The sequence below is a fragment of the Pseudarthrobacter sp. HLT1-7 genome (genome assembly GCF_059383435.1).
On sequence record NZ_JBWZCH010000020.1, the window covers coordinates 34,768 to 57,523 of the forward strand.

At 64.6% G+C, this 22,756-nt stretch carries 22 protein-coding genes and 2 pseudogenes; 12 read left to right on the forward strand and 12 right to left on the reverse strand.

The annotated features are described in order from the left end of the window. Window positions 1–114: 114 nt before the first annotated feature. Window positions 115–876, reverse strand: a complete 762-nt coding sequence (locus tag AC50X6_RS16405) for a hypothetical protein (RefSeq protein WP_494967231.1) — start codon at window positions 874–876, stop codon at window positions 115–117. An 800-nt stretch (window positions 877–1,676) separates the two neighbouring features. Between AC50X6_RS16405 and AC50X6_RS16410 the strand changes: the two are divergent. The 4 genes and pseudogenes from AC50X6_RS16410 to AC50X6_RS16425 all read left to right on the forward strand — a co-directional run. Continuing rightward, a pseudogene (locus AC50X6_RS16410) lies at window positions 1,677–1,871 on the forward strand (sigma factor-like helix-turn-helix DNA-binding protein); the annotation flags it as partial. 739 nt (window positions 1,872–2,610) lie between these two features. Next, window positions 2,611–2,726 (forward strand): annotated as a pseudogene (locus AC50X6_RS16415) (ArsR family transcriptional regulator); the annotation flags it as partial. 358 nt (window positions 2,727–3,084) lie between these two features. Then, on the forward strand, window positions 3,085–4,167 hold the full coding sequence (locus tag AC50X6_RS16420; protein ID WP_494967232.1) for a glycerophosphodiester phosphodiesterase family protein: 1,083 nt from the start codon (window positions 3,085–3,087) through the stop codon (window positions 4,165–4,167). 393 nt (window positions 4,168–4,560) lie between these two features. Beyond that, window positions 4,561–5,727: a sigma-70 family RNA polymerase sigma factor gene (locus AC50X6_RS16425; protein WP_494967233.1), complete on the forward strand. Its 1,167-nt coding sequence runs from the start codon at window positions 4,561–4,563 to the stop codon at window positions 5,725–5,727. Here AC50X6_RS16425 and AC50X6_RS16430 read toward each other — a convergent pair. Continuing rightward, window positions 5,651–7,012, reverse strand: coding sequence for an MFS transporter (locus AC50X6_RS16430; RefSeq protein WP_494967234.1), 1,362 nt, complete (start codon window positions 7,010–7,012; stop codon window positions 5,651–5,653). The two genes, AC50X6_RS16425 and AC50X6_RS16430, sit on opposite strands and share 77 nt — an antisense overlap. 41 nt (window positions 7,013–7,053) lie before the next feature. On the opposite strand from AC50X6_RS16430, the gene AC50X6_RS16435 reads away from it, so the two are divergent. The 5 genes from AC50X6_RS16435 to AC50X6_RS16455 all read left to right on the forward strand — a co-directional run bounded on the left by AC50X6_RS16435 (window position 7,054) and on the right by AC50X6_RS16455 (window position 11,062). Then, a complete protein-coding gene (locus AC50X6_RS16435; protein ID WP_494967235.1) occupies window positions 7,054–7,677 on the forward strand; it encodes a sigma factor-like helix-turn-helix DNA-binding protein in 624 nt (207 codons plus the stop codon). A gap of 281 nt (window positions 7,678–7,958) precedes the next feature. Next, window positions 7,959–8,762: a heliorhodopsin HeR gene (heR, locus tag AC50X6_RS16440; RefSeq protein WP_494967236.1), complete on the forward strand. Its 804-nt coding sequence runs from the start codon at window positions 7,959–7,961 to the stop codon at window positions 8,760–8,762. Window positions 8,763–8,872: 110 nt separating this feature from the next. Continuing rightward, window positions 8,873–9,454 (forward strand): hypothetical protein, encoded by a 582-nt coding sequence (locus tag AC50X6_RS16445; RefSeq protein WP_494967237.1) that lies wholly within the window; start codon window positions 8,873–8,875, stop codon window positions 9,452–9,454. A gap of 166 nt (window positions 9,455–9,620) precedes the next feature. Continuing rightward, window positions 9,621–10,178 carry an SWIM zinc finger family protein gene (locus tag AC50X6_RS16450; protein ID WP_494967238.1) on the forward strand — a complete coding sequence of 186 codons (558 nt, stop codon included), beginning with the start codon at window positions 9,621–9,623 and terminating at the stop codon, window positions 10,176–10,178. Window positions 10,179–10,186: 8 nt separating this feature from the next. Then, a complete protein-coding gene (locus AC50X6_RS16455) occupies window positions 10,187–11,062 on the forward strand; it encodes a hypothetical protein (protein WP_494967239.1) in 876 nt (291 codons plus the stop codon). Here AC50X6_RS16455 and AC50X6_RS16460 read toward each other — a convergent pair. Beyond that, window positions 11,047–11,406 carry a helix-turn-helix domain-containing protein gene (locus AC50X6_RS16460; protein ID WP_494967240.1) on the reverse strand — a complete coding sequence of 120 codons (360 nt, stop codon included), beginning with the start codon at window positions 11,404–11,406 and terminating at the stop codon, window positions 11,047–11,049. The two genes, AC50X6_RS16455 and AC50X6_RS16460, sit on opposite strands and share 16 nt — an antisense overlap. Beyond that, window positions 11,378–11,683 (reverse strand): hypothetical protein, encoded by a 306-nt coding sequence (locus AC50X6_RS16465; RefSeq protein WP_494967241.1) that lies wholly within the window; start codon window positions 11,681–11,683, stop codon window positions 11,378–11,380. The genes AC50X6_RS16460 and AC50X6_RS16465 overlap by 29 nt, the downstream gene beginning before the upstream one ends. Before the next feature lie 298 nt (window positions 11,684–11,981). Between AC50X6_RS16465 and AC50X6_RS16470 the strand changes: the two genes are divergently transcribed. Further along, entirely contained in the window at window positions 11,982–13,178 is a 1,197-nt protein-coding gene (locus tag AC50X6_RS16470; protein WP_494967242.1) for a TerC family protein, read from the forward strand. 192 nt (window positions 13,179–13,370) lie between these two features. Here AC50X6_RS16470 and AC50X6_RS16475 read toward each other — a convergent pair whose 3' ends face one another. From AC50X6_RS16475 to AC50X6_RS16500, 6 genes are all read right to left on the reverse strand, one after another. Continuing rightward, the gene (locus AC50X6_RS16475; protein WP_494967274.1) at window positions 13,371–13,607 is read right to left on the reverse strand and encodes a hypothetical protein; all 237 of its coding nucleotides are present in this window, start codon (window positions 13,605–13,607) and stop codon (window positions 13,371–13,373) included. Beyond that, on the reverse strand, window positions 13,607–15,262 hold the full coding sequence (locus AC50X6_RS16480; protein WP_494967243.1) for a glycosyltransferase family 2 protein: 1,656 nt from the start codon (window positions 15,260–15,262) through the stop codon (window positions 13,607–13,609). The genes AC50X6_RS16475 and AC50X6_RS16480 overlap by 1 nt, the downstream gene beginning before the upstream one ends. A gap of 293 nt (window positions 15,263–15,555) precedes the next feature. After that, window positions 15,556–16,323: an amino acid ABC transporter ATP-binding protein gene (locus AC50X6_RS16485; protein ID WP_494967244.1), complete on the reverse strand. Its 768-nt coding sequence runs from the start codon at window positions 16,321–16,323 to the stop codon at window positions 15,556–15,558. Further along, entirely contained in the window at window positions 16,320–17,333 is a 1,014-nt protein-coding gene (locus tag AC50X6_RS16490) for an amino acid ABC transporter permease (protein ID WP_494967245.1), read from the reverse strand. Before AC50X6_RS16490 ends, AC50X6_RS16485 begins: the two co-directional genes overlap by 4 nt. A gap of 6 nt (window positions 17,334–17,339) precedes the next feature. Further along, window positions 17,340–18,242 carry an ABC transporter substrate-binding protein gene (locus AC50X6_RS16495; RefSeq protein WP_494967246.1) on the reverse strand — a complete coding sequence of 301 codons (903 nt, stop codon included), beginning with the start codon at window positions 18,240–18,242 and terminating at the stop codon, window positions 17,340–17,342. Window positions 18,243–18,320: 78 nt separating this feature from the next. After that, window positions 18,321–19,592, reverse strand: a complete 1,272-nt coding sequence (locus tag AC50X6_RS16500) for an alpha-hydroxy acid oxidase (protein WP_494967247.1) — start codon at window positions 19,590–19,592, stop codon at window positions 18,321–18,323. Between the two features lie 133 nt (window positions 19,593–19,725). On the opposite strand from AC50X6_RS16500, the gene AC50X6_RS16505 reads away from it, so the two are divergent. Continuing rightward, window positions 19,726–21,357 carry a PucR family transcriptional regulator gene (locus tag AC50X6_RS16505; RefSeq protein WP_494967248.1) on the forward strand — a complete coding sequence of 544 codons (1,632 nt, stop codon included), beginning with the start codon at window positions 19,726–19,728 and terminating at the stop codon, window positions 21,355–21,357. A 37-nt stretch (window positions 21,358–21,394) separates the two neighbouring features. Here AC50X6_RS16505 and AC50X6_RS16510 read toward each other — a convergent pair whose 3' ends face one another. Together AC50X6_RS16510 and AC50X6_RS16515 are read right to left on the reverse strand one after the other, a co-directional pair. Beyond that, window positions 21,395–21,730, reverse strand: a complete 336-nt coding sequence (locus tag AC50X6_RS16510; RefSeq protein WP_494967249.1) for a cupin domain-containing protein — start codon at window positions 21,728–21,730, stop codon at window positions 21,395–21,397. 64 nt (window positions 21,731–21,794) lie between these two features. Then, a complete protein-coding gene (locus AC50X6_RS16515; protein WP_494967250.1) occupies window positions 21,795–22,100 on the reverse strand; it encodes an acylphosphatase in 306 nt (101 codons plus the stop codon). Window positions 22,101–22,299: 199 nt separating this feature from the next. On the opposite strand from AC50X6_RS16515, the gene AC50X6_RS16520 reads away from it, so the two are divergent. After that, the gene (locus tag AC50X6_RS16520) at window positions 22,300–22,563 is read left to right on the forward strand and encodes a YegP family protein (protein ID WP_494967251.1); all 264 of its coding nucleotides are present in this window, start codon (window positions 22,300–22,302) and stop codon (window positions 22,561–22,563) included. The last annotated feature ends 193 nt before the right edge of the window (window positions 22,564–22,756 follow it).

Consider the following 22,756-nt stretch of genomic DNA (forward strand, 5'->3'; position numbering starts at 1 on the left):
AGGGCCGGACTCCGGCCTCTTTCGGATGGGTATGGTCCTGCGGCCCGTACGGCTGGTAACCCAATTATTGGACCGATCAGTTTGTCCTGGCGGTTTTCGATTATCACTGGCAGCCTACGATGTCGGCCGCAACGAGGTGATCATCCGCTTGATATCCAGGTACTCGGGCGTGCCCATGTAAAGCTTGGCCTTTTCGAGGTACGGCAGCGACGGGTCGCCGGGAGTCTCATTGTTCTCTGAGTTATAGCCCGCGCCGAAGCTCGCGGACGTCGGGGGCCACGTGAAGAAGTGGAAGATGGGGCACGCCACTTCCCCCGTGGGTGCGGCGGCTGTCTCGATTCCGTACGCAGCTACGGTGTTGATGGTGGGATACGGCGCCGTGACGTCTCCGCGGGTCTCAAAGACATACCGCGGCGTGGAGCCGCCTTGGGTCAGGGCGGCCATCGGCTGGGTTTCCAATACCGAATATGGGAACCGCTCCACGCAGGCGGACCCCACGGCCATGTTGGTGCGGAGTGTTGCCATCGGCTTCCCGCCCTGGTTGGTAACTTCCGCGAATGCGCCACCACCTTCAGGCAAATCCCCAGCGGGATCCCTAATGCTCCAGGCCGTAGGCAAATCGAAAGTCAACTGGCCGTCGGTCGTCGTGTACTTAGTCCAGGCTGCGGACGCAGCGAGACTGGGGGTTGAGGTTGGCGACGCCGGCCTGCTCACCGTGGCGCTGGGGCTAGACTCGGCAGGCGCCGTCGTCGTCGAGGTCGCCGTCGTCGTCGTCGAGGTCGCCGGGGGCGCTGCCGGCTGGCCGCAGCCCACGAGCAGCAAGGCGAAGAGAAATGCCGCGGAAACCGCGACGCCGGAAGTTGCTGATCTGCTCATGTCACCCTCCAAGGGTCGATCAATGTCCCTTAAGTCTGGAGCCGACCGCGGCTTTAGGATCCGCTCCCGGGGCGATTGGCCCCGAAACGTAGCGGGGCATAACGATCGGTCCGCGATTTCAAATGACCATGCCCGGTTGATAGACGTTAAGTTTTGCCCCGAAGTTCCTGGCGTCGCAGAACTGACATGCAAATTGCGGTGACCAGGTGTCGGTGACCGCAGGATCCGGCGGGTTGGCATTCTGGCCGGTCGTTATCCCGATCATTGAAGGGGCTCGAGGGTAACCTGGTGGCCAAGGGATTCGAGCTGTCCGATTGCGCGGGCCTTGCTTCTGGCTGGTGCCTGGCACGAGGATCCCCCGAGGCCCGCAGGACCGTGATGTCATTGATTACCTATGAACCGCCCGTAGATTGTCACACCGGCCCAGTAGCCTGCCTTAACGAGCTTGGCGAGTTCAACGGGGGCTGACATGACGGACCTGATCCACAAGGCAATCGAAAGGACGGCCCCCGGGCTTGCGGCGGCTGCCTCGGTCCCTGCCTCGTTCCCGCCGGACGACGCCGACTGGCCGGAACCGCCGTCAGGTAGCGGCAGGAAATGGAACTGGCGCAAGAAATCGAGGCAGGACTTTCCGCGGAACACCTCCTGGCGGACGGAACATCGCGGCCCAGCAAGGACACAGGCGAGCTTCGGACCATCGTCAAAGGCGGAACCGAAGCGCTGGCCGAACAACTGGTGGACCTGCTGATCTCGACGCGACAGATGTGCTTTTCCATCAAGAGCTGGAGGCGCGGGTACAGGCCGTCCTCGACGCGCTTGAGGAGCGGGAGGCAGCGGTCATTGCGATGCGCTTCGGCCTGACGAGCGGTGACGGGATGACCCTGGCTGCTGTCGCAAAAGAGTTCGGCGTGACCCGCGACCGCGTCCGCCAGATCGAGGTCGTGGCTATGAAGAAGCTTAAACACCCGTCCCGGTCCAACGTCCTGCGGCAGTATCACTGTGACGGCGGGAACCCATCCGGCGCGGAGACGGCGCCGATATCCGCACCGGTATCCGCGCCGGAGGAGCGGGTCTGATCAAGAGACTGTCGGTCCTCCAGCCGTTCGCCGAAGATGGCCGCCATTTGGGGTCCGCGGGGCTCCGGCACGACGCTCCCGCCCAGTTACTTGCACGCGCACCGTCCGGCACCCGCGGAATCCCACGGAATCCCGCGGTTTCTTGGAGCTGAAATGGGTTCCGGAACCGAGTAACTGGGCTGGAACGTCGTCACCCGGGGCTACCAAACAAGGTACCGGGAGCCTGGACGAACACAGCAGCCCCGCCACTGAGCATGCCCAGCGGCGGGGCTTCGTGGTTGCGGGCCGGCAGATTCGTTGGGGCATGGTCGCCGACGAGGCGGCCACCAGCAACCGCGGCAGAGACGGGGCGGCCACCAGGTCAACGATTCGCCGAAGATGGCCGCCAAGGGAAGTCCCATAGCGGCCATCTGTGGCAAATTGACAACGATGGCCGTCTTGGGAGATCCCATAGCGGCCATCTGTGGCAAATTGACAACGATGGCCGTCTTGGGAGATCCCATAGCGGCCATCTGTGGCAAATGGACAACGATGGCCGTCTTGGGAGATCCCATAGCGGCCATCTGTGATAAATGGGCGCCCGCAAACGGCGCCCGCCAGCAGTCGCACGATAGATTCACGCATCCTGCCCTCGGCGAGCTCAGCTGCTGGAGTAAGCCGGTCTGACCTGAAAACCAGATTCGAAAGTCCATGGAAAAGGTCTTCGAAATCTGTATCAAAACCACTCCGGAGCGGCTCCGGGAAGCCATCACGGACAGCGGGTTCCGCAGCAAATAGGCGCGGGTACAGGCCGTCCTCGACACGCTTGAGGAGCGGGCCACCATGCCACCGGTTCGCCGCAGATGGCCGCCGCGGGGCTCCGTCACGACGCTCCCGCCCAGTTACTTGCACGCGCACCGTCCGGCACCCGCGGAATCCCCCGGAATCCCGCGGTTTCCTCAAGCCGAAATGGGTTCCGGAACCGAGTAATAGGGCTGGAACGTCGTCACCCGGACGGCCGCGGCTCCCGGCGCGGCGATAAAGTGTTCACCCGACGTCCAGATCGCCGAACACGGCAGTCCATCTCGTCTCCGTAGGGTTGACGGGTCGCCGGCGCAACGCCGGTAACCGTCACCCAGGAGGAACCATCACCATGCGCACAGTCCTGACTGCCGCGGCCGCCGCCGCGCTCATCGCCTCCCTGGCGAGCCCCGCCGTCGCCGCTCCACACGCCGAAGCCGGCTCCGCGCCGTCGTCGAACGCTGCCGCAACCGCTGCCGCAAAGGCAACCGACAGCATCAAGACCAACGAGAGCAACGGTTCCTTTGACCTGCAGTCCCACCGCGGAGGCCGCGGCGAGTGGACCGAGGAATCCCTGGCCGCCTTCGCCAACTCCCTGAAGCTCGGCGTGACCACCCTGGAACTGGACACCCATCTGACCAACGACGGCAAGGTCATCGTCTGGCACGACGACACCATCCAGGCGGACAAGTGCAAGGACACCTCGCCGGCCACGCCGGGCGACGCCCGCTTCCCGTACGTGGGTGACCGTGTCGCGGAGCTGTCGCTGGCCCAGGTCAAGACGCTGGATTGCGGGTTTACCCAGCTCAGGGGCTACCCGGAGCAGGACGTGATCGAGGGCAACCGGATCGCTGAACTCAAGGACGTGTTCGGGCTGGTTCGCGACGCCGGCGCCAAGAAGGTCCGCTTCAACATCGAGACCAAAGTGGAGGACGGGAAGGCCGGCGGCGAGGGCATGGTGGCCCTGACCAAGGCCGTGGTCACGGAAATCCAGGCCTCCGGCATGGCCGAGCGAAGCACGGTGCAGTCGTTCGACTGGTCGTCGCTGAACCTGACTAAGAAGATCGCCCCGGAACTGCCGCTCGCTGCGCTGTCCAGCGGCGACGCCTGGCTGGAGGTCGGGAAGCCCGGCGCCAGCCCCAACCTCGGCGGCATCGACATCGACACCTATGGCGGGTCCCTCGCGAAGGCAGCGGCGGCCCAGGGCTACGACTCCATCTCCCCCGCCTTCCGCTCCGTCACCCCCGGCATGATCACCGAAGCCCATGAGCTCGGCCTGCCGGTCATCCCCTGGACCGTCAACACCACCGCGGACATGAACCGACTGATGGACCTCGGCGTGGACGGCATCATCAGCGATTACCCCACCCGCCTGCGCACCGTCATGGAAGAGCGCGGACTGAAGCTGCCGAAGGCTTACTCAGCAAAGATCTAGAAGTACGACGGCGGCGGCTGGCTGCAGCCGAACAGCGCGGCCTGGATGCGCAGCGACTTAGCCTCCGCAGACAAACTCCGCCGGCAAGGGGCTGTCCACGTTTCCCTGGGGGAACGTGGACAGCCTTTTCTGTGCCGGCCGGCGGTGTTGCCGGGACGCCGACGAGGGCGAGATTTCGGTCCCCAACCTCCTCTGGGTAGAACCGCTTGATCAATCCAGTTAGGTCGCGTGGAACGGGCGAAACGCTCCATTAGGGCAAAACGTAGTCCGGGAGTCATCACCGTCAAGATGCCTTTGCTGCCGCCCAGAAAGGTCTGCCAATGCCACCTCAAATTGTCACACCGGCCACATAGTCTGCCTTCACGAGCTTGACCCGCCTGACAGGGGGATGACATGGCTGACCCGATCCACGAGGCAACCGGCACGGCGCGTACTTCGCCCGCAGCGGTTGCCTCTGTCCCTGCATCATTCGAGCCGGATGACCCTGGCTGGCCGGAACTACTGGCAGCCAGCGTCGGGTTTACTGACGACGCCGTCGGGGACTACCTGCGCCGGTTGCGTCGCTACGCCTTGCTCACCGCCGAGCAGGAAGTGGAACTGGCGCAAGAAATCGAGGCGGGGCTTTTCGCGGAACAGCTCGTGGAGGCCGGTAGATCGCGGACCGGTCAGGACGTCCGGGAGCTTCAGGCCATCGTCCTTCTGGGCAAGCGTGCCGCCGATGCACTGCTCCACGCCAATCTCCGGCTTGTAGTGTCGATCGCCAAGCACTACACCTACCGGGGCCTCGACTTTCAGGACTTGATCCAGGAAGGAAATCTGGGACTGCTCAAGGCCGTCCGCAAGTTCGACTTCACCAAGGGATTCCGATTTTCCACCCACGCCACGCTGTTCATCCGCGGCGGCATACTCCGGGCGCTGGGTGATCAGGCCCGTCTGATCCGGTTGCCGCTAAACGTCGTCGATCAGCTGCAGAAAGTGAGGTCGGCACAACGAGCGGCCGCCATGACAGGAACCGTCTGCAGCGCCGAAGATCTTGGCCAGCTGACGGGCAGTTCGCTCGGGAAGGTTGAGTATCTGCTGACGTTGGACAAGCCGGTCTCTTCTTTGGACTCCGAGGTGCCCAACGAACGGGGCGGCACCGAAGCCCTGGCCGAACAGCTGTCGGATACCTCCGACCCCGACGCGACCGATTCGCTCTTCCATGAACAGATGAAGGCGCAGGTATATGCCGTACTCGACACGCTCGAGGACCGGGAGGCCCGGGTCATTGCGATGCGCTTCGGCCTGACGGGCCGCGGAGCGACAACCCTGGACGCGATAGCGAAAACTTACGCCTTGCCCCGCGAACGCATCCGCCAGATCGAGGTCGCGGGGATGGAGAAGCTCAAGGACCCGTCCCGGTCCAAGGTCCTGCGGCAGTATCTGTTCGACGGCGAGTGCCCATCCGGCGGGGAGGTTGCGTGGGAGTCCGAGCCGGCGTCCCTCAGCCTCGCCGTTCCCGCCACAACAGCGACACCACAAACACCACCGCACCCAGCCCCAGCATCACCAACACCATAAGACCCCAGTTGGCCTGGTTCACGCCCGTGCCGTAGAAGATGCCGATCAGCACCGTGGCCGTGATGGCCCCGACGTACCGGCAGGTCTGATAGATCCCGGCGGCCACCCCGCGCTCCTCGGGCCGGGTGGAGACGTACATGCCCTGGCTCGAGGCGATGCTGACCACCCCGTACGGCACCCCCAGCAGCGCGGTCAGCGCTATCACCAGCGGAATGGCGAACGACGCCGTCAGCAGCCACATCATGCCCGACGCGGCCACCAGCAGTACAACGCCGGCAATCAGCACGCGCTTCACGCCGAACCGGTCAATCGCGCGGACAGCGACCGGCGTAACCACCACCGACATCGCGGCCAGCGGCAGCATCAGCACGCCGACGACGGCGGGACTGTAGCCTCCGGCCTCCTGCAGCAGTTGGGGCAGCCCGAAGAACGCAAAGTAGTACACGCCGCTGAAAATGGCAAAGCCCAGATAGACCAGCAGCAGCGGCCGGTTGCTCCCCAGCAGGCGCAAGTCCAGGAACGGCGTGGCAAACCGCAGCTCGCGCCAGGCAAACAGAAAAGTCAGCAAGGTGCCCGCGCCCAAGAGCCACCAGCGGTAGTCCGGGAGCACGTTCAGCAGCGCCATCATCACCAGCACCATGGAGCCGACGAAAGCCAGGATGCCGGGAATGTCCGAGTCCCGCAGCAGCTCCGACGCGCGGCCGCGTTCGCTGCCCTCGTCGGCCGGCGCGAACCGCCGGACCAGGAAGATCGCCGCGAGCGATAGCGGGACGTTGATCAGGAACAGGGCCTGCCAGCCGACGAAGCCCACCAGCAGTCCGCCCACCACGGGTCCGACAGCAGCCGCCGAGGTGTTGGCCATCTGGATCCGCCCCAGCGGCCGGGTGGACTTCACGTTCGCTTGCTTGGCCAGCGCCCCGACCATCACGACAGCGCTCGGGTAGGCCGTCGCCGTGCCGAGGGCCATAAAGGCGCGGGCCACGCAGAGCACGGCGAAGTTCGGCGCGAACGGAGCCAGCGCGCAGGTTACGGCCACCACGGCCATGCCGAGCATAAAGAGCCGCCGCGGCCCGAATCGGTCCGCCAGCCGGCCCATCAGCGGCTGGCCGGCCGCGGAGGTGAGGTAGAAGGACGTAATCACCCAGGTGACGGTGGCGACGTCGAGCCCGAAATCCGCGCGCAGCACCACCAAGGCGACGGCGATCATCGAGGAGTTCAGCGGGTTCAGGGCTGTACCCAGGCTGAGTCCTGCGACGGCCAGGCCCGTCCGTGGAGAGTTGCTCACGGCAACAGTCTGTCCCACCAGAGGTTCCGGGCACCAACTGCATGACATGTGCCGCCGCCGCCAACCTCAAGTATCTTTCCGTGGATTGTCATCGTTGCCAGAGGCTGCCGACGAACAACGCCGTGCGGGCGGGGCGCGGCTGGTGTTGTCGATCGTCAGGGGTTTCAAGTTTCCACCTTGGCCTCGTTGCTCATCCGGCAAACCATCACCGGGCGCTGGCTGATCAAGCCCGTCTTATCCGGCTGCCGGTTTACGTCGTAGACCAAATGCAGAAACTCCGGGCAGCACAACCGACGGCCGCGATGGCGGGGACCGTCTGCAGCACGGAACATCTTGGCCGGCTGACGGAATATTCGATCGGAGAGGTTAAATATCTGCTGACGCTGGACCAGCCGCTCAATTCGCTGGACAGCCAAGTTCCCGACGGCAAAGGCGGCGCCAGTGCGATGCGCTTCGGCATAGCGGGCAGTGCAGGTGAAACCTTGGACACGGTGGCGAAAGCGTTGGGCCTAACCCGCCACCGCATCCGCCAGATCGAGGTCACGGCCCTGAAGAAGCTCACACCCCCGTCCCGGTCCGCCGTCCTGCGGCAGTATCAATTTGACGGCGAAGACTCATTCGGCGGGGAGACGGCGCCGGTGCCCGCGCCCGCGGAGCAAGGATGATCCACAAACTGTAGATGCTCCGGCGGTTCGCTAACGACGGCCGCCGTCAGGGGGTCCTCTGGGCTCCGGCAGGACGCTCCCGCCCAGTTACTTCCACACCCGCCGGCCTGCACCGGCGGATTCCCGCAGTTCCCCGGGGCTGACACCGGTTCCGGCACCGAGTAACTGGGCTGGAACGTCGTCACCCGGGGAGCCCGGACGAACGTCTGGCCGTGCGCGGGCGCGCAAATGGTATTTTAAGGATCACGGACGCTGTTCGTCCGCTCACCGAGGAGCACCCCATGGCGCGCACAGCCCGGACCGCCGACGACAGCATCCGCCGTCTTCGCCCCTACAACCTGGTGGCCGGGTCTCTGCACCTGGTCCAGGCCATCGTCTTTGCGATCATCTTGGCAATGCTGAGCACCCAGGTCACCTTCGGTGTGACAGCAGACTACCTCTCGGGTCCGCCCGGCTTCCCGCTGCCGCCTGAGCGCGTGGAACTCTTTGCCGTGAACGTGGGTGCCGGTGTTGTGGTGTTCCTCGCACTCTCCGCGCTGTTCCACTTCGCCGTCGCATCGCCCCTGTTCTTCCCCCGCTACGGCGCCGGGCTCAGGGCAAACCACAACTACTTCCGCTGGGTCGAGTACTCCCTCAGCTCGTCCGTGATGATCTGGCTCATCGCCCAGACCACCGGCATCACCGATATTGCCGCTCTCTTCTCAGTCTTCACAGCCAACGCCGCGATGATCGGCTTTGGTGCGCTGCAGGAAAAATACGAGAAGCCCGGCAGCGGCAATTTCCTGCCCTTCATTCTGGGGTCCCTCGTCGGGCTGGTGCCCTGGATCGTGATCCTGATCTACTTCTTCTCCCCCGGGTCGACCAGCACGGTGCAGCCGCCCGCCTTCGTCTACGGCATCATCATTTCGCTGTTCCTGTTCTTCAACACCTTCGCGATCAACCAGATGCTCCAATACCGCCAGGTGGGGCCGTGGCGCGACTACCTCTACGGCGAACGGGTCTACATCACACTCAGCCTCATCGCCAAGACCGCCCTCGCATGGCAGGTGTTCTCGGGCGCCATCATCCCGGCATTGACCAACTGACCGCACCGCGCGCACCGGGAATGAGATGCACCGGGAATGAGACGCCCAGGGAACACGCCGCGCCGGCCGGAGCGCCGGTGACCGTCCGGGCTGCGGCTTAGGCTAGGCCCATGCCACCGACTCCGTCTCCCCCACCGGTAGAGGTCTTCGTCCACACCGGCCCCGCCGAGTGGTGGCAGATTCTTGCCGCTTTGGGGCCGTTGGCGGTGATCCTCGGTGCCGTCATCGCCGGGGTCATCGGATGGCGGACCCTGCAGCAGAAGGCTGAAGCGGACAACCGCGCCGAATGGTGGAAGCGAACCCAGTGGGCTTTGGACGCCGTGCACTCCGGGGACAGGAACCGCGGCACCATCGGGCTGAAAGTACTCAAGGTCCTCGGCGAAAGCGAACTGGCCGGCGACGGGGAACTCGCCGTCCTGGAAGCAGCATCGGAAAAGTCTCTCTACCAGGCAGCCCAGGTCCGTACGGTCCGCGCAAAGGCCGAAGCACACGCGCCGCACGGCGCTCACGCCGCGCCCGCACACACCGTGCCCGCCCACGTAGAACCGGAAGAAATTGTCGACGACGACGGCCGAGCCATGCAGATCGCCGCGGCCCAGCTCCGGGAAGTCACGGACCGGCGCCTTGGCAAGGTGACTGCTGAATGGGTCAGGGACCTCGCCCACGAACAGCCCCCCGGCCATACCGCCTGAGCGCTGCGGGGCCGGCAGCTCGACTTACCCCTTTTCAGCCATAGCCGGATCCGTTATGACGGCCACGGCCCGGCCAAGGGCAACGGGCCCGCCTGCCGGCCGGTAGCGTTAAGCCGTGACATCCACATAGCCGCCCCAGCTCGCCGCCCCTGCGATCAGCTCCCTGGTGGGTGGCACCTGCCTGAGCCGCGGCCGCACCTATGCGCGCCGGGGCGCAGTTTCCGACGTCGAGTGGTATCCCAAATCCCTGGAGCTGAAAGCCAGGGTCAAAGGCAACCGCAGCGCCCCTTACCGGACCAAGGTCTCCTTCAAAGAAGGTAGGAGCGGTTTGGCACCTGACTGGGGCGATTGCTCCTGCCCTATGCGCGCCAACTGCAAGCATGTGGCCGCTTTGCTCGTGGAAATCAGCAGCGGGTACACCGTCGTGCAGCCGGCGCTCGTGGACATTCCGCCGGCCACTTCAGGCACCAACGCACCCGTGCAGCCGGCAACGCCGAAGCAGGCGACGCCTGGAAAGCAATCCGCGCCCACCGTCCCGAATGCCGCCCAGAACCCTTTCAGAAACCCGCCGTCCAGAAATCTGTCCAGAACGCCGCCTAGAAACAGGCGCCTCCCGCTTCCTGGCAGGAGCAGATCCAGTCGCTTCTTCACCCGGAGGCGGCTTCGCGGTATCCGGGTTTCGCCGGCGGACAGGGACTTCGCGGCGCCAGCAGACCAACGCTGAAGCTCGGCGTGCAGCTGGAACTCCAGGTTTCCGGTGCCAGCCAGCCGTCCTGGTCCCAGCGTGCCCGCGTTGACCCGTGGCAGAATCAATCCGCCCCGCCGATCAGCCTGAGCGCCAGGCCGGTGCGGCAAAACGCCAAGGGCAAGTGGGTGGCGGGCAACCTGCGCTGGGATACCTTCGGGCGGACGTATTACGGATACCAGCTCGAGGAATTCAGTCCGGAACAGATCCGTTGGATGCGCATCTTTGCCACACTCTTCGCTGCCGAGGGCACGCAACTGCCGTACACGCACCTGCCGCTGGAACGCTTCGACAGCCCGTTGCTGTGGCAGCTCCTCGCCCAAGCCCGTGACATCGGTGTGGCGCTGGTGTCCGCAAAGTCCGGCGACGCCGTCGTGGTTCATGAGCCCGTCACCATTTCGCTGGACATCCGCGCTCACGACGGCGGGCTGCGGCTGGCACCGCACGTGAGCGTCGGCGGCGTCGTCGACGGTGGTTCCGTGGATCCCGCCGCGATGGGCGTCATTGGCCAGCCCGGCCACGGACTTTTTTGGTGGGACGCCGGCACGGGGCCGGACACCTCCACGGCAGCCCGTGATCTCCAGCTGGCCCCGAGCACGGCTCCCGTTCCCGACGCCGTCCGGCCGCTGATCCGCCACCGCGCGGAGCTGTTAGTTCCCGCGGCGGCCCGCGATGCCTTCCTGGGTGCCAGTTTCCCGCAATTGGCCCAGGCCGCAAACCTCATCTGCAGCGATGACTCCGTGGAGCTGCCGCAAATCCTGCCGCCGGAGCTGGTGCTGACGGACGCCTGCGGCCGCACGGCGCCATGTCACAGCTCTTCGGAAATTCCCTCCGCCTTGAGGTTTTTTCAGGGCCTCACATGATGCTGCAGGCTGCGGAGGTCCAGTTCTATTTCGCGACCGTTGACGTGTACAACCATCTTTGCATCTTCGACGCCCGCGGCTGAGAGATAGTCCACAAGCGTAGAAAGCAGCATGTCTTCGCGTCGCTCCGTCTTCGAAACTACGCTCTGATCTATCCCGAGTCTCTGCGCCAGTTCATCCTGGGTCAACTCCGCAGCCTTGCGGATAGTTGCCAGGTTCAGCGCATAAATGCGGTCCTCCCGCGCTGCGGTTTCTCGGATTTCAGCGACGCGTTCGGTCATACCCGGCTTTGCCAGGATGCGGTCGAGCCGGTCATTACCCTTCCTGAATGTCTTCCTGACCATTTTCATCAACCTCCCCTTCTCGGATCCATTGATCGATTATTTGGTCGGCTCGACGGCCGACGCTGTCGTAGAAGACGTCGCCCATGATGGCATTGTCACCTGAAAACAGGGCGACAACGGCGGTGCTCTCATCAGGAGGAAACCAGCAGATCAGTCGTACCGCGATGCCGTGGTGGTAGGGGTGGGAAACCCGCCCTCTCATCGCCGCGATCAGCCTCGTCTTCCAGTCGGTCAAGCCGCTTGTCGAAGCTTTCGGCCAGAAAAGTTCGACAGCCAATTATGGCTTCAAAGACATATGCATTGCAAGTCATCAAACGAGTGGCCAGGAGTCTACGAACCCGATGTCGGCCCTCCACTTGTGGTCCGGTGGCCATCACCCGAATCCGACGAACGCCACGGCACATCAATGACCCGCGCAGGTGCCATCGTCGTAACCTCTGCGTCGGCCATCCTCAGAGAGCAGCCGGCCGCCCCCGGGTAAGCTGGTGGCAAAGAAAAAAGCAGATTCTGAGGGCGCCGGGCTCAGTACCCGCTACCCTCGGCTCGTGCCGCTGGCTGTAAGTGAAAGAGAGAGCATGCAAGTTTCAACCCTGGTTTGGGCCCTGACGATCGCCGGAATCGCGGGCCTGCTGGCCTTCGATTTCTTTTTCCACGTGCGGAAAGCCCACACGCCCACCCTGAAGGAATCGGCCATCTGGTCGTCCATCTACGTCAGTATCGCCTTGATCTTCGGGGTCGGCGTCCTGATCTTCGGCGGCGTCGAGATGGGAACGGAGTACTTCGCCGGCTACGTCACGGAGAAGGCCCTGTCCGTGGACAACCTCTTCGTCTTCCTCATCATCATGGCCAGCTTCCGGGTTCCCCGCGCCGATCAACAGAAAGTGCTGCTCTTCGGGATCGTCTTCTCGCTGATCGCGCGGACCGCGTTCATCTTCCTCGGCGCCGCCCTGATCAACAGCTTCTCCTGGGTGTTTTACATCTTCGGCCTCATCCTGCTGCTCACGGCGGGTAACCTGCTCCGGCCGGATTCGCACGACGACGACTCCGACGGGCTGATCGTCCGCTTGACCAAGAAGTTCCTGCCCACGTCCTCGCACTACGACGGCGACAAGTTGTTCACGATCGAAAACGGCAAACGCGTCCTCACCCCGATGCTCCTGGTGATGATTGCCATCGGCGGGACGGACATCCTCTTTGCACTCGATTCGATCCCGGCGATCTTCGGCCTGACCCAGAACGTTTTCGTCGTCTTCACGGCCACGGCGTTCTCGCTGATGGGCCTGCGGCAGCTGTTCTTCCTGATCGATGGCCTGCTGGACCGGCTGATCTACCTGTCCTACGGCCTTGCCGCCGTCCTCGGATTCATCGGGGTGAAACTGGTCCTGCACGCCCTGCACGAGAACACCCTGCCGTTCATCAACGACGGCGAACACGTCAACGTCCTTGAGATCAGCACCGGTGCCTCACTTACGGTCATCCTCGGGGTCCTTACCGTCACCGTCCTGGCCTCCATCTTCAGCCCCAAGGGCAAGGCCAAAAACGCCATCTCCGGTGCCAAGCGGCACGCCACCGACTACCTGGACCTCAACTACGAGACCGACATCGCGGAACGGGATGCGATCTTCACCAAGATGGTCAGTGAAGAGGAGCAGCTGCGGAAGCTGCCGGAGAAGTACAAGCGGCTCATCCACGATGAGACCGAGTTCATGGACCTGCTGCACCGCGCCCACGCCGAGCACGACAAAGCCCTCCAGCGGGAGGAACAGCGCTAGCTGCCGCGGATGGGTCTAGCGCGGACCCGGGTTGCCTGGCGCGGGCCCGGGTTGCCTGGCGCGGGCCTGATTGCCCTGGCGCGGGCCGGCTGGCCTAACTCAGGGACATGCCCCGCGCTGGGGCCAGCGGATGGACATACTCCCCTTATGCCCAGTCCCGGTTGCGAAGAATGAGCATGTCCCCCGGCCGACCTAACGCGGGCCGAAATCGGCGGCGTCGGGGTCGATACCGCGGGTTTCCGAGCGTTCGTTCCGGCGGCGGACCCAGTCGGAGACGTATACCTTCGGCAGGGTCTTGGCGACCGCCAGGGCAACATACATCACGGTGTTGATAGCAACGAAACCCGCCAAGGTTGCGAACACCTCGCTTTCGAGCACTGCGTGCGGCAGCAGGATTCCGGCCGGCACTGCCAGGTGGTGTGTGATCATCACGGCCTCGCTTCTGCGGCGGGCCGCGTGGCGGGCAGCACTCCGGCCGGGGTGGCGGCGGGTAGCGCACGGGCCGGGGTGCCGGCGTGCTCCAGGTGCTTCCACGTGGCCTGCCGGCCCAGGGACGAATCGATGACACCCTTGACATAGACGATGTTCAGGTACATGTCGAAGACCAGTTCTGGGAGGATCAGCAAGGCAAGAAGTCGAGCGCGCCAGCCACCTTTCCACACCGTAATGACGCGTTCAACGGTAAAAATTGCCCCGAGGCCCAGCCAAAACGGGAACCAGACCCAGTCGTCCAGGGCCAGGAGCATCAGCACAATAAGCAGCAGGTAGGAGCCCAGCGCGATCACGCCGTAGCCAATGCCAAGCTGCTGGGCCCAGTAGCGCATGGTCTGAGGCGTGATCCCGTAGGCCCCGATGTTCTCCAGTGCGCCCCGCTGCCAGCGCAGGCGCTGCGCCCAGAGCGTCCGCCACGTTGGCATAAGCTCGGTGACCACGGTGCAGTCCTGCGGGGATACCATCAGCCCGCCCAGCGACTTCAATGCAATCGTCAGCTCGTTGTCCTCGGTCAGTGCCGCGGTGTCGTAGACGTCCCCGGGCGTTCCGGGGATCGAGACGCCGCGGCTTCGGGCCACGGCTCGCAGCGCCGCCGGCCGGAAGACCGAGGCTGTGCCGGTCAGGACGAAGACCCGGCCCCTCCTGCGCCTCATCTCGCGGGCGTAGCGGATGTATTCGTTGCGTTGGAACTGGCCCAGTATCCCGTGGCCCTCCTCGCCGTAAAACAGGCCGCCGACGGCCATCAGGGCCCGGTCGTCGCTGAGGCGCCGCACCGCTGACGCCAGGAACCCGTCGTCGAGCTGGGTATCGGCGTCCATAATCATCACCGCGTCGTTGTCCCCCTGCCCGGGAAGGACTTCGCGCAGCACCTGGTTCAGGGCGCCGCCCTTTTTGTGGGTGTTGCCCACCGTTTCGAGGACCTCGACGCCGGCGGTGCGGCAGACAGCCACGGTCCCGTCCGTGCAGTTGTCGGCAACCACCATGATCCGCTCTGGCGGGTGGGACTGTTGCCTCAGCGAAGAGAGGGTCAGCGGCAATGAGGCCTCCTCGTTGTGCGCGGGAATGAGCACCGTGACGGTCAGCGGCCCGGCGTAAACGCCGCGCGTAGCCGCCATGACCACCTTGGGCGCCAACGGCTTGGAGCTTATGTTGAAGGACCGGCGCGTGCGGGTACCGATCCGCTGCTCCAGCAGGGCCACTCCGGCAGCCAGAAATACAATGGCGGCAATTGCGACGGCGATGACCCGCGGTGCCGGCGCCTCGTTGGCGTAGAGCACATTCCACAGGCCAAAGACAACACCCTTCTCGGGCGTGTTGTAGGTCATCCCGCCGCCCGTCGACACGGTCACCCACAGCGCCGCGGCCGCCGCCACGGTTGCCGCCGCGATCAGCAGCCCGGCGGAGCGGGGATTCGTCCGCACCTGCTGCTCCCCGCCCGAAAGCCTGCCCTCCGGCTCACCAGCCGGCGCAACGGGCCTGCCGAAGGACACTTGGTCCGGGGCCAAGGGCTCGCCGGCCGACACCTGGTCCGGCGCCACGGACACCGGGCTATCGCCGCCGTCGCCACCATCGGATGCGCGGTGTCTATTCATCTGTTACTCCAGCCACTTCTATCCCCAAGACTCCGTCAGGATCTGCAACCCCAGACCAACGCTCCAGCATATCCGGGGAGGGTTCGGCACCGCCGTCAAGAACGGATGGGGCGGATCCTGCTTCGTTGCCGTTTTGTAACCCTGCGCCATCACCGGCAGGTCGATGCGTCACGCACGGCAGACTTTCCGTCCTGCGGCAGTCGGGATTTCCCGGAAAACCACGGAATACCCCGCCTCCGGAACCGAAAAGACTGCCTCCCGTGACATCACCGCCGCGCGATTCGCTCCGCGCGTCACAGGACCTTGGAAAGGAACGCCCTGGTCCGGTCGTGCCGCGGGTCGCTTAGGATCTGCCGGGGAGGGCCTGCCTCCACCACCACTCCTTCGTCCATAAAGACCAGGGTGTCCGCCACCTCGCGCGCAAAACCCATTTCGTGGGTCACCACGATCATGGTCATGCCGCTCCTGGCCAGTTCCTTCATGACATCCAGCACCTCACCCACCAGTTCCGGGTCCAGGGCGCTGGTTGGTTCGTCGAAGAGCATCAGCTTGGGATCCATGGCCAGGGCACGGGCAATAGCGACCCGCTGCTGCTGCCCGCCGGACAAGTGCGCCGGGTAGTGGTCGCCCTTGTCCCCCAGGCCCACACGCTCCAGCAATTCCTTGGCCCTGGCCGTGGCCTTAGCCTTGGAAAGCCGCTTCACCCGCATGGGCGCCAGGATGATGTTCTCCACCGCCGTCAGGTGCGGGAAGAGGTTGAACCGCTGGAAGACCATGCCGATTTCCTGGCGCTGGAGTGCTGCTTCCTTCAGCTTCAGTTCGTAGAGCTTGCCTCCCTTTTCGCGGTAGCCAACCAGCTGGCCGTCGACCGAGAGCCTGCCGGCGTCGACCCGTTCGAGGTGGTTGATGCAGCGCAGAAACGTGGATTTACCCGAACCGCTGGGACCCACGATGCACAGCACCTCGCCCGGGTTGACCTCCAGGCTGATTCCGCGCAGCACCTTGTTGGAGCCGAAGTTCTTCGAAACCCGGTCCGCCAGAACCATTGGCATGCCGGTCATCCCTTGCCTCCAATATCCGTGACGAGCGGCCCGCCCGGGACTGTGCCCTGAGTTTGGGCCGGCATTGGGCCGGGATTTGTGCCCGCATACTGTCCGGGAGCCGCCGTCGGGCCCGGCTCCGGCGATGCCGGCCCCTTGCCCGTCTTGAGCCGTCCGGATCCCCGCGAGAACCGCTTTTCAATGAAATGCTGGCCCACCATCAGGGCCGAGGTGAAGAGCAGGTACCAGAGCGACGCCACGATCAGCAGCGGCACCGGCGTGAACGTCACGGCGGAAATGCCCCGGGACACCCCGTAGAGGTCGATGCTCAACGGAATGGCCGCCACCAGCGAGGTGGTCTTGAGCATCGAGATCACCTCATTCCCGGTGGGCGGGATGATAATTTTCATGGCCTGCGGAACCACCACATACCGCATGGTCTGCCCCCAGGACATGGCCAGCGCCGTAGAGGCTTCCTCCTGGCCCTGGTCCACGGACAGCAGCCCGGCGCGCACGATCTCGGACATGTAGGCGGCCTCGTTCAGGGCCAGCCCGATCACCGCGGTGATGAAGAGGTTCGTGAAGATCTCGTTCGGAACAGTGACCCACGGCGTCGCGAACGGAATCCCCAGCGTGAACACCGGGTAGATCAGCGACACGATGCCCCAGAACACCAGCTGCACGTAGACCGGCGTTCCCCGGAAGATCCAGATGTACAGCCACGCCACGCTTTTCAGTACAGGGTTGGGTGAGAGCCGCATGATCGCGAGCAGCAGGCCCAGGACAATCGCGCCGGCCATCGCGTAGATGGTCAGTGCCAGCGTCACCCAGGCCGCCTGGCTGATCCGGCGGTCGAAAATGTACTTGCCGACGTCGGGCCAGCCGTAGTCCGCACGTTGGGCGGCGTCCAGCACGAAGATTGCCAGCATGAGGACCAGGACCACTGCCACCAGGATCCGCCACGGGTGGCGCAGCGGGACCGCGACAATCGGCGTTGGCTCAGTCATCCTGTCGGTTTCCGGTTGGCTCATGGTAGGTCATCCTTTGGCCGCGACGTTCAGTGTCGCCGTCTTGACGCCGCCGGATTCCACGCCCCACTTGGCCAGGATCTTGTTGTACGTGCCGTCGTCGATCAGGGACTGAAGCGCCTTCTGCAGAACCGGGGTGAAGGCGCTGTCCTTGGCTACGGGCATCCCGTATGGTGCCACCTCAAAGGCGTCGCTGGCGGTCTGCAGCTTGTCCTTGGTCTTGGAGATCGCGTAGAGGGTCACCGGCGAATCGGCGCTCATCGCGTCCACCTGGCCCACCACCAGGGCGTTGGTGGCCTGGTCCTGTGCGTCGTACTTGAAGATAGTGATGGCCGGTTTGCCGGCATCGGTGCACGCCTTGGACTTCGCGGGTACCTCGTGGGTGTCCTGGTAGGTGGTTGCCTGGACGGCGACCTTGAGCCCGCAGGCGTTGGCGGGGTCCACGGTCTTGCCCTTGGGAGCGGCCCACTGGATTCCGGCGGAGTAGTAGTTCACGAAATCCACCTGCTTTTCGCGTTCCAGGGTGTCAGTGAAAGAGGACACCCCGACGTCGTCTTTACCGGCCTTCACCGCGGGAAGAATGTTGTCGAAGGTGCCGATGTCGAAGTTGACCTTCAAGCCCATCACCTGGCCCAGGGCGTTGGTGAGGTCCACGGCCCAGCCCGCCGGCGCACCGTTGCCGTCCTTGAACTCGTTGGGCGGGTAGTTGTTCGCCATGCCGACGTTGAGGACACCGGCGGACTTGATCTTCTCCGGAAGCGACGCCGCAATGGAGTCGTTCTTCTTCACCGCGACGGCGTCTGCCGTTCCGGAAGCGCCGGCCGTGGCGGCCGGTTCGCTGTTATTGACGCAGGCTGACAGCGACATTGCCGTGACTACGGCGAGAACGGGAAGCAGGTATCGAGTGCGCATGGTTTCCTTAGCTGTTCAGGGATTCTTAGGACTCCCGCAACGTCGCGGGAAGGCACGGTGTGCCACATTCGGTACTGACTAGTGCATGGAGCTCGCGGCTGGTGCTTCGAGGACTTCTGGGGAATGACGGATGTCCCGCAGAATTTCCCCGCCCCGCGCCTTCAGCTCAGGAATGCTGGAAACCCCCACCAGCGTCATCGTACGCCGCAGTTCATCCGAGAAGATCTCAATGATGCGTCCGACACCCGGCGAGCCGGCCGCCACCAGGCCGTAAAGGTACGCCCTGCCGATCGAACAGGCATCGGCTCCGAGCGCCAGCGCCTTAAGGATGTCGCTCCCCCGGCGGATCCCGGAGTCCACGTAGATCTCGATCGACGCGCCCACCCGCTGCCTCGATTCCTTCAGGACATCCATAGGGCTGAGCATGTGGTCAAGTTGGCGACCGCCGTGATTGCTCAACTGGACGGCGTCGATGCCAATGCCGGACGCCTTTGCGACGTCGTCCGGGTTGACGCAGCCCTTGAGCACGATCTTGCCGTGCCAGGCCTGCCGCAAGGCCACCAGTTCCTTCCATCCGCTGCTCGCCTCCGAGTGGCCAAGAACGTGCTGCCACATGGTGGGGGTTACCACCGAGGAGGCCGCGGGGCCTTCCGCCGCCAGATTCGGGAAACTGATACCTTCGGACCTCAGGAAATTCACCCACCAGGAGGGGCGTCGTGCGATGTCCGCGATGGTGGACAGCGTCAGCGCGGGAGGAGCGGTGAATCCGTTGCGCAGATCACGCTCTCTGGCGCCCAGCGCCCGCGTATCGACGCCGACAATCAGAGTGTGGAACCCGGCAGCCTCGCAGCGCGCCAGTTTTTTCTTCATTACCTGGTCGTCTGAGGTGAGTCCGAAGTTGAACCAGCGGTCGAGGTTCGGGTGCTGCTCCGCGATCGTTTCCATCGGCACGGTGCTCAATCCGGCCAGTCCGTAGGGGACGCGGGCGCGGTCGGCGGCGGCTGCGACGGCGAGCTCGCCGTCGGGATGGAAGAGCCGGGTGGCCCCGGTGGGCGTCAGGGTGAGCGGCAGGGCAGTGGCTTTTCCGAGCACGGTGGTACTGGTGTCCGGGCCCGAAACCGGGCCCCAGGTGGGCATAAGGGCCCAGGAGTCGAAGACGGTTCGATTGCGGCGGAGCGTCACCTCATCCTCGGATCCGCCGTCCAGGTAGTCGAAAATCCCCGACGGCAGGACTTTCCGGGCCGATTGCCGGTACTGCTCAACATTGAATGCGTCTGCCAGCACTCGTCGCCGTCTGGACAGCACGGGTACTTTGACCTGCATGAGCTGCCTGGCTTCGCTGATTTTCAATGAGGACCTTCCCTTCGCTGTGGTGCGTTATGGTTCAGCGTAGGAACTCCGCCACCGTGCCACTATGGAGATAGCGACAAACTGAGGGGACCATCATTAGCAACAACTACCAAGCGGCTCAGACGGTTGCGGAGTGACAGCGCGCCCGGCGGCGGAACGGCACGCTCTGCCGACGCTGGCAGATGTGGCCCGTTCGGCCGGTTCGGAAATCTTGAGCCTCGTCGAGATGCCGGCAGATGATCAGCAACTGGTCGCAGGCTCCGTCCTCTACGACTCGACAGCCCACCCTGCCCAGTACCCGGGGGCTGTCGCCCTGGCCATCGGTCTCTCACTGTCCGGCAAGCGCCTGGCCGCGAAGGTGCGGGAGCTCAGCGACGCCGGCTACGTGGCAATCGTCTATAAATCCAACGGGACTTCGGATGAGGGACTGCGGGCGGCCGCTCGGGACACGGATATGGCCCTGTTCCGGGCCTCAGACTCGGTTCCCTGGAACCAGATCGCAGAGATCATGGACGCCGCCGTCGTCCCGCACCGGCAATCAGGACGCACGCTGGTGGACATACGGCCCGGGGACCTTTTCGATCTGGCAAACACGGTCGCGGCACAAGCGGGCGGCGCAATCGCGATCGCCGATCCGGAGCAGACCATTCTGGCGTATTCGACCCTCCCCGACCAGCCCATCGACGAGACGCGCCGGAATTCCATCCTGCGTCTGCACGTGCCACATTCCGCTCGAACTGACAGGGACTACCGCCGCGTCCATGCCGCCAGTGAGGCGTTGAACGTGGGGACGGAGGATCCCATGCTCCGGCGGACGGCTATCTCGGTCCGGGCCGGCAACTCCGTTCTGGGCTCGCTCTGGCTCCTCGAGACGGAGGCACACCACAACGAGGACGCGAAACGGATACTTCGTGAGGCTGCAAACGTTGCTGCGCTCCACATCCTGCACAAGCGGACCACCTACGTCTCGAACTTGACCCGCCAAATTGATCTGGTCCAGCCGCTGCTGTTCGAGCCGAATCGAGCGGAACTGGCCGCCATCAGGCTGGGGATCTCGGCGGCCTCCATCCGCGTTGCGGCCGTTGGCATCTGGCCGGCCGATGCCATCGCAGCCGAGACCCTGCAATCGAGGCTCCGGCTCTTCGACACCATCAGGACGGCCTGCGCCGTCCGGCTTCCCTCGGCGGTCTGTGGGCTCTCGGACAACATCGTCTACATCGTCCTCCCGCAAACCACCGAATCCTCACGGCAATTTCAACGGGGCGCGATTCTGAAAATTGTGCAGAATGCCCGTCGGCTTCTCTCACGCCCGGTTCTGGCCGCGCTCGGGACGGCAGCCGGGATCGACCGTCTCGAAGAATCGCGGGTCAATGCCGAACTGGTCCTGTCCGAGCTGCTGCGTAACGTCGCTGAGGGCCGGATTTCCGCCGATTCCGATGACATCGTGGCCGACGACGACTCGCTCGGCTCACGGTTGCAGCTACGCCAGATAGTGTCTTCGCTGACGACGTCGGGCCAATTGCCCGGTGCCCACGCCCTCAGGATCGCCGAGTACGACGAACGACATAAGAAGTCATTCGGGGATACCATCCACGCCTACCTGGACTGCGGCGGAAATGCCATTGATGCCGCGACGTCCCTCGGCGTGCACGTCAACACCGTCCGTTACCGTTTGTCCCGCGTGCAAGTCCTCTTCGGCCTTGACCTGACCGATCCCGAAACGCGCCTGCTCGTATGGCTGCAGCTGTGGGCGAGGCACAATTAGCAGCCCTGCGCCGTTCGAGGACTAATTGTCCTGGTTCCTACCTGCTGAGTTTCGCGACCGTCATCAGGATCGCCGAGTCCTCTTCCGCTTCCAGGCTGTGCAGCCCGTCGGGCACGATCAGCAGATCGCCGGCTTTGCCCTGCCAGGAGTCCTTCCCTGCGCGCAGACGGACACAGCCGCGCAGCACAAACACCGTGGCTTCGCCGGGGTTCTGGTGTTCGCTTAGCCGGGTGCCCGCCTTGAACGCCATGACGGTCTGGCGGAGGACTTTCTCGTGCCCGCCGTACACCGTGTCCGCGGCCCGGCCGCTGCCCGCCGCGAGAGCCGCCGCGATCTGCTGACGGGCCAGTGCGTCAATCGATATCTTCTGCATGAAGCCACCGTACCGACAATCCGGCCCGGTGCCGAGGGCCCGAAACTGCTGCCGACCAATGCGCTCAGTTCACCGCCCGGAAATCCCTAAACGCCCCCGTCGCCCGGGAGACCGATTCGTCCACGTTCTCCACCCTTCCCGGGGCCGCCGGCGAGCGCAGCCAGCGCCGGAGCTCAAGGATGGCCGTTTGCGGTCCCTCCGCCACAATGCCGACCGAGCCGTCGTCGTTATTCCTTACCGTTCCCTTCAGCCCAAGCTCCTCGGCCTTGCGCACCGTGCGGTAGCGGAAGCCGACGGCCTGCACCACTCCGTCCACCCTCGCTGTGAGCCGAACCCAATCCCCGGCATCCCTCGCTGGAAACTTAGCCATGATCCCAATGTAGCGCCCGCCGCGGGCGTCACCAGCAGCGCAGGATCGTTGATGACATTGGGACTTTTGCCCCTTACTTTCCGCCGCCCTCAGCAGTCAGGCTGGGCAGGAACGTTGCGGGGACCTGTCGAGCAAACGGCATCGCACCTGGATGTGCCCCACCCGCCCGCAGCGCTGCGTGGCCCGAAAAGACAAGACGATGGCTGGACAATTCGAAATCTTCACGGACGCCGAGGCGAACGTCCGGTTCCGTCTGCTCGGGGCGGACGGAACGGTGCTGGCCATTTCCAGGGCCTACGACGACAAACGGGCAGCGGCAGAGGGCATCATGGAAGTGCGCGAGTGCGCCGGCACCGGCCTGATCAAGGAGACCCGATCCAACGCCTGGGGCGGGACTGGCCGGACACGCACAGGGCTGCCGACGCCGGCGCACCGCCGGCACCGGCACTTCCCCGCCGTCTAGGCAGGGCATGGGGTAGGCGGCCGGACGGGGCGGTCGGGGCCGCATCAAGCACAGCGGCAGTATCCCGACGCCGGCCCCTGAGTTTTTGGGACACGCCTACGGGGCTGTCTGCTGGCCCCGAGGAACTTCCTGATCTCCTCGGCCATGCGCTTCGCCTGGGTCCAGTGCAGGTAGTGGCCGGCGGCGAGGGGAT